Here is a 13,055-nt window from a genome sequence, read left to right as displayed (position 1 = left end):
ACTCTAAAGAATGACTACAACTAAGTATACACTAGCTGGCAGATTTATCCCGCTTGTAATAAATAAAGAGCACGCAGTGCAGGTAGCCCAGTAAAAACAAATGCTGGGGGCTCAAGGGGTTGCAACTAAGCCTAACGACGCTCGATAAGCCTTTAATTGTTTGTTACGGCCAATTTCATCGGTTAACTTATTCCAGCCGGTTTCAATGTTTTCAACCGTTTGGTCTACGGTTTGGTTATGCCTTAAGTATTTAGCTACTTCCGTGTCGAGTATGTCTCTAAAGTAACGGTTGTTTTCAAAAATTCTTAAATCCAGAATAATATTGGCATTATTTACCGTTTTAGAAATAGAGCCTAAATAAAAGCGAAGGGTATTTTCACTCATGCCTTGCTTAAGCCAGCTTTGCTGATTAACCAATTGAGAGGTACGATACGGGTTCATGCCCGTGGCCCCTATGGTTACATCTTCATTAGATTGCAAAGGCTGAGTAACATACGACAAGTACTCATAAGCGAGCTTTTTTTTGCCAGCAGTGCTGGCGCGGTTTATTGAGCCTACCCAACCACCAAATGCAGCATAAGGCGCATAGTTAATATCGCCCATGGCAAATGGGCAAAGGGTAGAGTTACATCGCTCAAGCTGGTTTGTTTTACGATTTAATACCTCGGTTGACCCCGGTAATATACTTACCCCCGTTTTGTTTTTTACTTTAGATTCGGGTAATACGGTCATGGTGCCAATATCGCCCCATTCAATAGCTAAAGCGCAGCGCCCATTAATAAACGCATACCTTACATCGTTAGTGTCAAAGTTAAGTTCATCGGCAGAGCCAAATTCGGTGGTTTGTTTATAAATTTGTAAGGCTTTTTTAAATGCCGCGTTATTCACTAACGGCGCCATGGTTTTGGTGTTAAAAAATATCCCCTGCGACGTGCCTTTACTTTGCAAAAAACTACCCGCAATAGACAACAGCGACCAATACGACTGTTCATTGGCTTTTTTAGAAATGCACGAGCCAAAATCACCTTCGCCATCCCCATTCATATCAACCCCATGTAATTGCTTAGCAATAGCAAGGTAATCATCCCAGGTTCTGGGTGGGGTTAGGCCATACTTTTTAAGGACATCGAGGCGGTAATACAGTAAGTGTATATCGCCATCGAGGGGGATAGAGTAAATTTGACCATTATATTTAGAGCTAAAATCTCTAAAAAAGCGCGATACATCATTCCATTGAATTAGAGGGTCGGCACTTACGTAGGTGTCTAGGCGCTCTAGGTAATTATTTTGTGCAAAATCAACCATCCACTGCGATGCATAAGCAATAATATCGTACTGGCTGGTTGGCGAGCTTAAATCTTTACTTATTTCGTTATATAACTGACCAAAAGGCACCTTGGTTACATTAACTTTAATACCGGTTTGCTGTTCAAACTCTAAGCCTCTTTGTATTAGTGGCTTGCTAATAATAGTGCCTAAATCAACCGTAAGTACATTAAGTTGGGTGTTTGCGTGAAGCAGTGTACTGGGTTGGCTTTCTATTTTAGAGAGAGGCAGGTTACTTTGTGCAACGCATTGAAAAACAAAAATTAAGCTTATAACTAAAGCAAATACAACTCTCATAAAAAACTCAACCACAGCAATATGTAATTACTACTCTAGTCTATATTTTGTGGAAAGGGAAAAGGCAGGTAGTTGTAAGCAATAAAAAGCGCTTCTAGCTCACCACTGGCAAGTAACTTAGCAAAACCGGCATCAAAAATTTGTGCTAACTCGCGGCCTTTAGCGTTATCGGTAAAGGCAATGTATTGCTTTATTGGAACTATGTTTTCAATTTGGTACTGCTGTGGGTCAAAGTTTATTGTTGATAACTCAGCGGCATTAGCAATCAAGGTTTGCTGCAGCGCTTTACGGCTATCTAAAAAGAAATCAAGCCTATCGAGCTTGAGCATTTTAACGCCCTCAATCCGCTGAGTAACCTGTTGTAAATCAATCGGCACATACAAATAATTATTATAGTTAGATCCCCTTAATGTGCCTACCGAGCGGTTTTGTAACGAATACTCACCTTGCCAATTTTTAAATCGGCCTTTTTTAAACATCGCCGACACAAAAGTAATATCGTAATGCCAAACCGGAAAGTACAACCCCTCCACCTCATTTTGCCTTGCACTTAACATAGCATCGGCATTGCCGTTAGCCGTCCACCAATAAGCACGCGACTGAGGCACAATCATAATATTGAGTTCAATCGACTGCGCAGCAAAAATTTTAGTCAGCATATCAACGTAAAGGCCAGAGCCGTCTTTTTCTACCAGCCCGTCAATGGTGTCGGTAGCCAGTACAATTTTTTTAATATCGCTCGACGCCCAACCACTGCTAGGCACGCCTAAACAAAGCGCTAAAAGTACAGCTAAAAACCACTTAAACCTAACATTCATTGTAAGTAACACCTCGGTACTTAAACACAGCCACACTAGCCAATACATTTTTTATACTAGTAAGCGCTGAAGAGCGATCTTATGAGTAAACATAGCACACCTCGCTGACCAATAAATGAACGGTGCAATACGTGTTCATACTATTACACTGAAGGGTAAATAACAGCCATGTTTTTAGTGTGGATTAAGGTAAGTGTTTAATTATTGCTACTCATTCAAATAGCACCGAAGCGTTTATATAACTTTAATACTTTCAAAGATGTAGAGTTAATAGGTAAAAGTGTAAATAACATTGGTTTATAGCAGTTAAACAGTGCTTTTTTGTAATAAAAACATACTACTTAGGACGTATATATTGCCGTAGCTCTATATTTTTAAATGTTGATACTGTAGATTAGTTATAAATGAATGCCAGATTAATAAATAAACCAAGGAGCGGTGAATTTAGTGCTCACTAAAACACTCAATTACTACAATCAACATGCACAAACTTTTAGCGACTCAACGCTTAATGTTGATATGTCGGCGCTTTACGCTGAGTTTTTACCGCTTATCCCTAAACATGGCCATATTTTAGATGCTGGCTGTGGCAGTGCCCGCGATGCTATGTATTTTAAACAGCAAGGTTTTACTGTTAGCGCGTTTGATGCAAGCGAAAATATTGCAAAGTTAGCCAGTAATTACTTACAACAAACTGTAGAGGTTAAAGCCTTCCAGCAGCTTAATTGTACAAATATGTACGACGGCATTTGGTGCTGCGCCAGTTTATTGCATGTGCCAAAAGTAGAGTTACCGCAGGTGTTTTTAAAGCTGCAAAATGCCCTAAAACCAAACGGTGTTTTGTATGTGTCGTTTAAATACGGCACGCAAGAACGTGTGCATAACGGCCGTGAATTTACCGATTTAAATGAAGATGGCCTAACCGCGCTAATTACCCACCACACCGAGCTTAAAATACTAAAACAATGGCAAACGGTTGACCAACGCCCAGAGCGCGAAAGCGAAGTATGGCTCAATGCCCTAATTAAAGCAGTGCCGGTTTTATGATTGGCGCAATGCAGCAACAACTCGACTTTATCGCCTATATTCAGCGCATGCTGGTTGAGGGAGAGTTCACCGCAACGTATAAATATGCACTATTACATGCTATTGCTGATATTTGCGTAGAACAGCAAAATGAAGATCAGAGTGCGCCAATGGAAATAAAAATCGACACGTTAGTCGATAAATTTATTCAACTTTATTGGAACCACTCAATGCCTTACGCTGCGCACTCTACCGATATTATTACTAATACTGAAGATATGCTGTTAAAGCAAAATAGCCAAGGACAGGCAAAGTTCATCACCGAAATTTACAAACTACAAAATGCAGGTGTGAAAAGTTACAACGCATTCAAAAACTACCAACAATATAACCAAGTAATTAGTTCTCTTAGGCGAACATTTATCGATGGCCCTCTTTGGCGCTTACAGTTACTTTCGGGTAAAGAAGAATGTTTTTTATATCCCCATATACTTTTAGGTAAAGGCAGAGAGCCCAAGCGAATTGTTTTAAATGCTGGTATAGCTCAGTGTTTTAGGCGTTTTTACGATTTGGTTGTGCATCTTAGTGTTACTGAATGGATAGAAAAAGTACAAACTATAAAAGCGAATCAAACACTATTAGGATCGCAAAGCCAGCTACAAGAGTTCTTGTTTGGCAGTAACAGAACTGCGTTAAAAGTGGTAACTCCACTATTGATAGATATTCAAAACGGGCTTTGCTTTTACTGCCAAAAGCCAATGAATCTAAAAAACGAAAAAGAAACTAAAAAAACGCCAGAGATCGATCACTTTATTCCTTTTAAGCGCTATCCAAACGACTTAGCACATAACTTTGTTGCTGCGCATGCTGATTGTAATAACAATAAGCGAGACCACCTCGCAGCTTTTGCTCACCGCGACCGCTGGCTAGAACAAAATCTTGATACTCATAAAGCCGAAATAACTAATAAACTACAACCTTACTTTTATTGCGATGCTGATAAATCGCTTGCAGTAAGCAATTGGGCGTATCAGGTAGCCGAATCAAGCAGTGCTAAATTATGGCTTGGCAAAAACAGTTTCGAACAAGCAAAACCAACTGCTGAGTTGTTTACGTTTCCAAACGCATCCCAACCTGAGTTAAATCAAGTTGCTAAGCCCGAAGTTAGTTTAAAATCAACTGATAACGCATTAAAGCTGCCGTACTTCCCCAATATAAAAATAGCCTGTGGGCATTTTAAAACAGGGGATGAAAGCGATATGGAATTGATGGATGCACCACTTGGCGCGGGCAAGCTCGACCCACAAGTGCATTTTTTAGCACACGCATCGGGTAACTCAATGAATGGCGGTAAACACCCAATACTTGATGGTGATTTACTGTTACTTGAGCTTATAACGTCCGATAAAGCCGGATCGCTACGCGGCCAAATAGTCGCCATAGAACGAGATGATATAGGCGGGGAAGGGCAGTATTTACTGCGCAAAGTTAATAAATTACCTAATGGGCAATATGAGCTAATTGCTCAAAACCCAGATTACGAAGTAATGATTGCAGATGAAAGCATGCGAACCTTCGCGCGGTTTAAACAAGTGGTTGCTGAGTAGTTTGTAGTTGCGCTTTAACTTGTAGGCGCAGAGCTTGCTCACGCGAAAAGCGAAGCTTTTAGATGTGTAGGTCGTGGCGTAGGCGGGAGTTTACCTCGAGCATTTAAATTGTAGGTCGTGCTTTAGCGCGTCAATGTGATTGATAATATTAGGAATTGTGAAGGGATTAATAACCTCTATTCGAGGTTATATCGCGTTGGCGATGGCAACCAAAGGGCGGCTGCCGCCGACCGCCCTTTGGAATCCCACGGCGCGCCCGAGGATCACACTGTATCCTCAAGTTAAAAATTGATGTGAACGTAAGCGCCGTGTATTCGCCATCCATGGCGAAGTCACGGTTTAACTTGCAACCATGCAAGTGATTACTCATCAATTAATAACTTTCGGGTGTGATCACGGGGAGTTGGAGTGTGTTGGTAGATTGGTGTTTATGAGCAGGAGTTGTTTAATCTGGTTTTAAAGATTAATCCTAGCTGAACAGTAATTGCTCTAATGATTATAAACTGTTACGTTAATAACCACATAATAAGAAAGGACTCTATTAAATGAAACTCAACCAAGTTTTATCAATCGTCAACCAAGTTGAAAAATCTAAATTCATTTCATGCCTTGATCGTCTTTGTTCAGACGCCGCTAAAAATAATAAAACACTAGCTAAAACAATCGACAATATTGACGGCCAAATTAAAAATGCATCAGGAAGTGAAATAACTCAGTTATTTAATACCGTCCGCGAGTTCTTCAAAATTTCTGTAAAAGAACAGATTCTAATGAGTACAGCGCAGCTTAATTTATTGGTGAACATATTAAGTCGTGATGGCAACGGAGTTGCAAGAATTAGCTGGATAGAGTCACTTTATGAAAAAGAATGGGCAGAGTTATCCAAGCTATCAAAGGAGCTAAAAGAGTGTATTCAACAAGGCTCTGCCGAGAGTGTTTTAGAGCGAAACCGAGCGTTGAAGATTTATCATGCTTGCATGAAAGAAGCATACTTTAATGATGAAAAAAATAATCGAGAAGCGAAAGTTACTGATGACGAACGCAGTATCCTTAATGTACTGGCTGAAGAGCTAAATCTTACTACTGATGAATGTGCCGCTGTAGAGCATTTGGTTGATGTTATTCCTAAAAACGGTGTGCTAGATGCTTTAAATAGCCTCAGAGATATGGGGTTATTATTTATAAGTAAAAAGCGCCAAGAAGTGTTTATTCCTGATGAAATAGTTACCCTACTGAATGAAATTCAAGGCAAAGATTTAGCTGATAAGTACGTACTGAGAATACTTAGAACGCTGGCAGATGCCGAACTTTCTAATGCACTCAAAGCCCATGGTCGTAAAATTAGAGGCATAAGCCGCACTGATAAAATTCAAACAATTATTCATTCAGGAATTAGCGCTGCTAAATTATTATCAGACGATATTCATAACGTTGAAGATAACCAAAACCAACGTAAAGACAGATTAAAGCAGCTAATACAAGATTTAGAAATTGATACAGATAAACTAGGTACAACCTTAGATGAGCGCATTGGTCTAATATTGTCATCGTTATCAGGTGCAACAGAAAAAGAGTTTGATTCCCTTAGTGCCAGCGGCTTTAAACAGCTTCTAAAAACATTAGAAGAACACTTCCCAACTATGCAGGCTGTGCTTAAAGAAGCATTTGAACTTGAAGCGAACGAAATAATAGACACTGAAAAACTACGTGCGTTAAGTATTACTCCTCACGATATTCTATATTTACTTTCAAACGATGAAGTTAGAGAAGTTCGCGATAGCATGGGGTTATCCAAGCGAGGCAATGCACGCTTTGCAATCTTAGAAAGCTTTGCAAACGCAACAGATAAGCTGATTGAAAATTACGATGCTCTAGCACGCCGCGATATTAATGCGCTAAAAGAGGCTGGAGCAGATGTAACCGAGGCCGATATTGGTGTTAAGTTTGAAGAAGTCACAAAGGCTATCTTTGAGCTATTAGAGCTTAATATTGACGAAGACCTACGTAAAGACCTAAACACCACTAAAGATAAAGCCGATATCGTAATCTCGCTTAGTGATAACGACATAATTATTGGTGAAGCAAAAACCTGTAAAAATGGTGATTTTGCAAAATACTCAACGACCTCTCGCCAAGTAAAAGCTTATGTAACACGCGCTGAAAATCAGGGTAAACGTGTAGCACAAGTATTAATAATTGCCCCTAGCTTTTCTGATGATTTCATCGAATCAGCCGAGATGGATACCGAAGTAAATATTTCGTTGCTAGAAGCACATGGCCTTAAGTTAATACTTGATGCTTATAAGTCAAAGCGTAATCCAAGTTTCGCGCCTAAGCTATTGACCAAAGGTGGCTTGTTGAAAGCAGAATTAATAGCAAAAAATATATAAGTTAATTTAAGGTAATCTCAGGATAATAGTATGGAAAGTGGTTTAATAACGTTTTTTGATATAACAGAGTGTGGCTTTTATAAAAAAAGAAAATCTACTGCCACAAGTAAATTTGAAAATATACATGTTCAAGGCTCTATAAAAGAAAGTGTGGAACAAATAATCGAGTGGGCAGCTCAAAGGGAGTTTGAACAAACCGTGCCTTGGTGTACTGATGAAGCTCCTAGTAAACCCAGAGTCTTTTTTAAAGATTATTGTATCGATCATGCAACCGGTGAATGCTTAATTATTTTTTGTAAGTCAATCAAGAATGGTTCTAGTCGTCTTCATGGCTTTGATGGTAGTACAAAGGTTGGTGATGGTAAAAAAGATGTTTTCCCCATTGATAATAAGATTAAAGGAAAAGAGCTAATTGTAGCTGATATTATGTACTATTGGTTTATGCCAGAAGAAAACCTTTTAGCCTCTATAAAGTTCCCTCATTCTATCTGTTCGACAGATGATATTACTTATTTTTTTAAAAAGTGTGTTGATAACTTTGTTCCTAATGAGGGAAGGAGTACAACAAACACAACTATTTATAATCAGTTTGCCAAAAGAGATATCGCTGTAAAAAGAGTTACATATGAAGCATCAGATAAAACATCAATGAGTTATGTATTTAATACGGAAATGAAAGAAATTGAACTTAAAAACACTCAAAATTTAGATAAGCTATGTAAGCAGATAACCCACATTGTGATACGAGATACAATTTCTGCCAGAAAAGCTATTGAGACTGAATCTTTGTCTGATTTATGGAGAAAATTCAGAAATAAGTCAGATGATTTGACTAGAAATAAGCATGTTGAAATTATTGAGGAGGTATTTTTAACTGCGTCCTCATTAAAGCAGCTAATTCAGACATATTCAGATGATATTGAATCTGGAAGTATATGGAACAATATAGGTTTTAAAACTGGAGCCAACAATAGCACTAAATGGTTTGATAGTTACCTAGCAAGGAAGTATATAGTCCTCGACCCCAAAGATAAAAAGGAAGGTAGTTATTATTCTGCTGAAACTATAATGCAAGTCTTAAAAAAACAGAAAGTAGAGCTTTTGGATTTTCAAGTTAAAGATATTAAAGCGGTGAATTCTTGATTATTAAGGGATTTAAATGAAAGGCCTTTTTTTTACTATTTTACGTCATTTTATTTATATTTCAGTTAGCATTTTAGCTGGTTACTACTCTATGGATATATTAACTTATAAGGACTTTAATCCTGCAGTTAGTGTACTTCAAAATATATCGGCAGCCGTGTTTACTTTATCAGGCATATGGATAGCGTATTTATATCCACAAGCGATAAGTAGCATAACCTCATCAAGTAAGGTGGGGTTACTAAAAGGTAGCGAAGATGCTAAAAGAGTAGAAAATCTTGTTTATGTTGTTAGTACGTCAGCATTAGTATTATTTTTTATTCTATTGATTAGTGTATTCGAGCCTATTTTCTACAAAGTAATTCCTAGCGATTATAAGGTTAAATTAAATTGTTTAATTATTAGTTGTTTATTTTACCTAACTATTATTCAGTCTATTTCTATTTTAAAAATTATTGCTAGTAATTTAGATTTTGTTTATAGGCTCTCTTATAAGGTTACAGAAAAAGAGGTTGATGATGAATTAAGTAAGTAGTCACTGACTTACTTAAATCTGCTAGTGCTCACCCAACCGCTAATTTCCCTGCCTCATGCCACATTTCACTTGGCATGGGGTTGGTTAATTCCCACGTTATATTCATCGGCTGGCTGCCGTTGTGGTTTTGGTATTTAACCTCGCCGTAGTTTACAAACCCCATAGTTCGACCGTTTTCGTCTTTGCCTTGTTCGCGCACAAATAACAGGATGGTTTTGCTTGTTCTTAGGATTTAGTTTACTAAAAAATGCAATGTAAACAAGCATTAACTCATTATTGAATTAAAGACTGCTGCCAAGAAAATTCCCCCGTGATCACACCCGAAATTGAATTAATGATGAGTAATAGCAGCGCATGGATGCGCGTTAAGCGATGCTTACACACGGACGTGTTTCATCGCGTTTACGTTCATATTATTAATTTAAATTGAGGTAACTGTGTGATCCTCGGGGCGCCGAGAGATTCCAAAGAGAAGTCGGCGGTTACTTCTCTTTGGTTGTCGTCGCCAACGCGACACTTACTCGTTAATAAGATAATTAAGAAAGTCTTCTTTTGAAGAAAATACTTTGAATGTTTTTTCTATACGGTTTTCAGTTTGTGTTAATAACCAATCAAACGCTTCTTTTTTATAGCCTTTTCCATCAAAAACGATAACTACCGTTTTCTCTGGTGCATTACTTAATGACTCATAAAAGAATGGGAATTTTTGGTCGACAGAGCCGCTTTGTACTTGCCTATGAGCTTCTATTCTTAATAAGCCTTTAGTTTTATGATGTATTAAAAAAGTACTGTGACGTGTACTGCCGTACATATCTTGATAGGCTGCACGCTTAATATATTTCTGCTGTTGAGGTTGAAATTCTGTACATTCAGTAAAGCCAATAGAGGTTAGATCTTCTTCTAGTTCAGTACAAAACTTACGGTTTGATTCTTGTGGCGAGCCTGTATGTTCATACTTATTTGGTATTTCATCAAATAATGGTAGTTGACCATCCATGTAACTTTCTCCTTTATAGTTGAACAATTAACATACTAAATAAAGGGTGAAAGTCAAAGCAACAGCGGCGTTTAATTTAGCCTTATAGAAAATGCTTAAGGAGCTGTGGAGATCCACGGAGAGAGCAACGCTTTAACTTAGTAAATAATGCCTTTCGGTTGTCGTCGCCAACGCGACTTCTACTCAAATTTGCAATTAAAAATTCCCGCCACGAACTGCTCCAACAATTGCGCTCAGGCATGATTTAACAATTCGCTTAAACTATCTGTTTCTATTTTAGATTCAATCCTCTATATTCAGCCTAGGCGCTCAACGGAACACAGCACTCAATTTTAGGATAAATAATGATTAAATGGATTTTATTGATACTACTTTGCCTATTTACTTCTCTCCCGCAAGCGTACGAGCAATACTCGCAAGAACATTGCGATAGTATTGTAAAAGAACGTGAAACAATACGTTCACGGTTGCGTCAAGGCTATAGGGTGAAAGAAGGTGAGCGGTTAAAAGCACGGTTCAAATCTTTATTTGAAGAACTTGCAAAGCATTGTGATAAACCCAAACAAACCAATCGAACACATCAACGCTCTTCGGCTTACAGCACAAGTAATAATGCATTATTGCACTCGCGGGTGCCTAATATGAAATTGCATAGCGACAGCTATAGCGATCCTGAAAAGCTGGCTGCGTGGTCTGAATTTTATACTTTACCAAAGCGCTGCCGTTCAAAAGGCATGCAATCATCCGATTTCGTATGGTGCAGTGAATACCGTGGTGAACAAAAACGCTTATTTGAAGCCCAATGGAATAAGCGACGATAAAGATGTTGAGCACAAAATGGTGCGTGCTATTTGTATTTATTGTGCTGTTAATTGCAGTTGCTTTATAGCCTCTATACTCGATAGCCATCTACCTTGTTGTCTTTGATTAGCCATTTAAGTTACCCAAATAATTAAGATAACTCAATATACCTAACAGCAATAGCAACAACAAATTTGAAGGCTAATGCCAAGACAATTCCCCCGTCATTTTGCCCGAAAAGACTCAATTGATGAGTAATTAATTGAATGGATGCAATTAAAGCCGTGACAGGCACATGGATGTGCCTTACACGGCGTTTACGTTCATATCAATTTAGGCTTTTAGGAAAGTTCAAAATGCTCGGGGCGCCGTGGGGTTCCAAGGGGCGGTCGGCGGTATCCGCCCCTTGGTTGCCGTCGCCAACGCGACATCTACAAATAATTTGTAGGCCTAGTAAAAAAAAGCCTCTAAAATCATCATAGAAAATATACTTAACAAAAAGCCTGTAGTAGAAATAAGGTGCAAGAAAGCTAAAAACTTGTCTATTGGTCTTGCATACTTTGCAACATGGCTGCCATCAAATAGTGGTGTTGGTTTTCGTGCCCTTTCACAAAAAATAGCCATAGCGTAAAATGGCGCACTTGCTCCGATTCCTTTATCCCAGCTTGGGGAGCTAATTCCATCTTGTATCATTTTATTATCAATGTATTTAATTGAAATACGCGGGAATAAAACAGCCATTATCATAAGATAAAAAAAGAAAAAGATGCTGCTGTATAATAGTATTTCTAATATAGGCATTAGAAAACTTCTTTTGTTAGAGGTTGTCTATCGTATATATTTTCAAAAGTCTTTTTCATAAATTTGTTCATTTTTATACTTGCTGTAAAATTAAGCCGGGTAGAAACTTAAACCGACAACACAAAAGCTGCACACCTAAAACATAAATAACCCCTTAACCTAACTCAACAATATCACCTTGTAAGCATGGCGTTTGCTCAATTACGCTCTGTATTAAAGTAATTAACTGACTTGCCGTTTTACTTGGCTGGCGTGTGTTATGCCATAACGCATAAATAGGCCTGTTTGCAAAAGCAGGCTGCAATTCAATATAGTCAAAAGCCTGTTTGTCAGTAATACAACTAATTTCACTCATAGGTAATAAACCAACCCCATTACCTTCTTCAACCATTTTTCGGGCTATTGTTATATCAAAGCAATAACTTATATCGCTGTAGAGCTCTGTTAGTTTGTTAAGCATGCCTGTTGGTAACTGAGTTTGAGTATAAGGTAAAATTAGGCGAGTTTGCGGTGCATCTTTTTTGCTGACCAACTTAACCGCAATAGCGCCTAAGCGTTTTTGATAATAACTTGAGTCTTGTTGTGGGCCAATGCGAATAGCGAGGTCAAAGCGTTGTTGGCTCAACTGACTATTAGCATTACTCGGTGATATGTGAAAATTGAGCGAAGGATTATCTTTTATAAATGTATTTAGCGCAGGCATAAGTAGATCTGCAATGATGTTCTGTGGGCATAATAAATAAAAAGTATTGCTGTTATTGCTAGCACAATTAAGGGCGGTTATTTGATTATTAAGTGCTAACACTGAATCTGCAAGCGATGTATAGAGCTGCTCTCCTTTTGCTGTTAGCACGATTCCTCGTGCTGTACGTTGCAATAATGGCTCTGTTAATTTGGTTTCAAGTGCTTGAATACGTCGCGATAGCGTCGATAAATTTAAGCCTAAGTCTTTTGCCGTTTGGCTCATACTTTTACGCCTAGCTACCTCTATAAATAAATGAATGTCATCAAGCATTTCTGTTTCTCAATCTTAGTTTGCATTTTTGTGAGTATGGAAGCCCCAAGCTTTTGAATATAGTAACGCCAAGGAGGAAAGATGAAAATTCATTTTATATTTACATTGGCATTTTCGTTCATGATGTCGTTTTTACTATCTGCATGGGTGACCTACGTAAATTTAGGTTTAAGCGATACCTTTGTGCAAAGTTGGCTAACTGCATTTATTAATGCCTGGCCTGCGGCTTTTTTAGTGGCCTTTACCGTAGCACCGCCAATTCGTGCTGTGGTTATTAAATTAATTAACAAGGATTAAAG

12 protein-coding genes and 1 pseudogene are annotated in these 13,055 nt (G+C 38.3%); 7 read left to right on the top strand and 6 right to left on the bottom strand.

Annotated features, from left to right (window positions below):
- Window positions 1-111 precede the first annotated feature (111 nt).
- Window positions 112-1,623: an ABC transporter substrate-binding protein gene (locus ACNSN3_RS17170; RefSeq protein WP_418609110.1), complete on the bottom strand. Its 1,512-nt coding sequence runs from the start codon at window positions 1,621-1,623 to the stop codon at window positions 112-114.
- 35 nt (window positions 1,624-1,658) lie between these two features.
- The gene (locus tag ACNSN3_RS17165; RefSeq protein ID WP_109875050.1) at window positions 1,659-2,441 is read right to left on the bottom strand and encodes a substrate-binding periplasmic protein; all 783 of its coding nucleotides are present in this window, start codon (window positions 2,439-2,441) and stop codon (window positions 1,659-1,661) included.
- 447 nt (window positions 2,442-2,888) lie between these two features.
- Between ACNSN3_RS17165 and ACNSN3_RS17160 the strand changes: the two genes are divergently transcribed.
- The 5 genes from ACNSN3_RS17160 (at window position 2,889) to ACNSN3_RS17140 (ending at window position 9,142) form a co-directional block, all read left to right on the top strand.
- The gene (locus tag ACNSN3_RS17160; protein WP_076919434.1) at window positions 2,889-3,488 is read left to right on the top strand and encodes a class I SAM-dependent methyltransferase; all 600 of its coding nucleotides are present in this window, start codon (window positions 2,889-2,891) and stop codon (window positions 3,486-3,488) included.
- Window positions 3,485-5,074 (top strand): S24 family peptidase, encoded by a 1,590-nt coding sequence (locus tag ACNSN3_RS17155; protein ID WP_418609108.1) that lies wholly within the window; start codon window positions 3,485-3,487, stop codon window positions 5,072-5,074. Before ACNSN3_RS17160 ends, ACNSN3_RS17155 begins: the two co-directional genes overlap by 4 nt.
- Window positions 5,075-5,619: 545 nt before the next feature.
- Entirely contained in the window at window positions 5,620-7,464 is a 1,845-nt protein-coding gene (locus ACNSN3_RS17150; RefSeq protein ID WP_418609106.1) for a hypothetical protein, read from the top strand.
- A gap of 30 nt (window positions 7,465-7,494) precedes the next feature.
- On the top strand, window positions 7,495-8,607 hold the full coding sequence (locus ACNSN3_RS17145) for a hypothetical protein (protein ID WP_418609104.1): 1,113 nt from the start codon (window positions 7,495-7,497) through the stop codon (window positions 8,605-8,607).
- A 16-nt stretch (window positions 8,608-8,623) separates the two neighbouring features.
- Window positions 8,624-9,142, top strand: a complete 519-nt coding sequence (locus ACNSN3_RS17140) for a hypothetical protein (RefSeq protein WP_418609103.1) — start codon at window positions 8,624-8,626, stop codon at window positions 9,140-9,142.
- A gap of 28 nt (window positions 9,143-9,170) precedes the next feature.
- Here the strand turns inward: ACNSN3_RS17140 and ACNSN3_RS17135 are convergent.
- A pseudogene (locus tag ACNSN3_RS17135) lies at window positions 9,171-9,368 on the bottom strand (DUF3427 domain-containing protein); the annotation flags it as partial.
- A gap of 291 nt (window positions 9,369-9,659) precedes the next feature.
- Complete coding sequence (locus ACNSN3_RS17130) at window positions 9,660-10,139, bottom strand: PD-(D/E)XK nuclease superfamily protein (RefSeq protein WP_418609102.1); 480 nt, start codon at window positions 10,137-10,139, stop codon at window positions 9,660-9,662.
- 344 nt (window positions 10,140-10,483) lie between these two features.
- Here ACNSN3_RS17130 and ACNSN3_RS17125 point away from each other — a divergent pair, with 344 nt between their 5' ends.
- Window positions 10,484-10,960, top strand: coding sequence for a hypothetical protein (locus ACNSN3_RS17125; protein ID WP_418609101.1), 477 nt, complete (start codon window positions 10,484-10,486; stop codon window positions 10,958-10,960).
- A 430-nt stretch (window positions 10,961-11,390) separates the two neighbouring features.
- On the opposite strand, the gene ACNSN3_RS17120 is transcribed toward ACNSN3_RS17125, so the two are convergent.
- Together ACNSN3_RS17120 and ACNSN3_RS17115 are read right to left on the bottom strand one after the other, a co-directional pair.
- A complete protein-coding gene (locus tag ACNSN3_RS17120) occupies window positions 11,391-11,741 on the bottom strand; it encodes a hypothetical protein (RefSeq protein ID WP_418609099.1) in 351 nt (116 codons plus the stop codon).
- Window positions 11,742-11,895: 154 nt separating this feature from the next.
- On the bottom strand, window positions 11,896-12,756 hold the full coding sequence (locus ACNSN3_RS17115; RefSeq protein WP_418609098.1) for a LysR family transcriptional regulator: 861 nt from the start codon (window positions 12,754-12,756) through the stop codon (window positions 11,896-11,898).
- 81 nt (window positions 12,757-12,837) lie between these two features.
- On the opposite strand from ACNSN3_RS17115, the gene ACNSN3_RS17110 reads away from it, so the two are divergent.
- Window positions 12,838-13,053 carry a DUF2798 domain-containing protein gene (locus ACNSN3_RS17110; protein ID WP_138595457.1) on the top strand — a complete coding sequence of 72 codons (216 nt, stop codon included), beginning with the start codon at window positions 12,838-12,840 and terminating at the stop codon, window positions 13,051-13,053.
- The last annotated feature ends 2 nt before the right edge of the window (window positions 13,054-13,055 follow it).

It is taken from the genome of Pseudoalteromonas sp. US3C1004, assembly GCF_048401065.1.
Taxonomy (GTDB): domain Bacteria; phylum Pseudomonadota; class Gammaproteobacteria; order Enterobacterales; family Alteromonadaceae; genus Pseudoalteromonas; species Pseudoalteromonas undina.
Note: the sequence above shows the minus strand (reverse complement) of the source record. Positions and strands in the feature narration are given on the sequence as shown.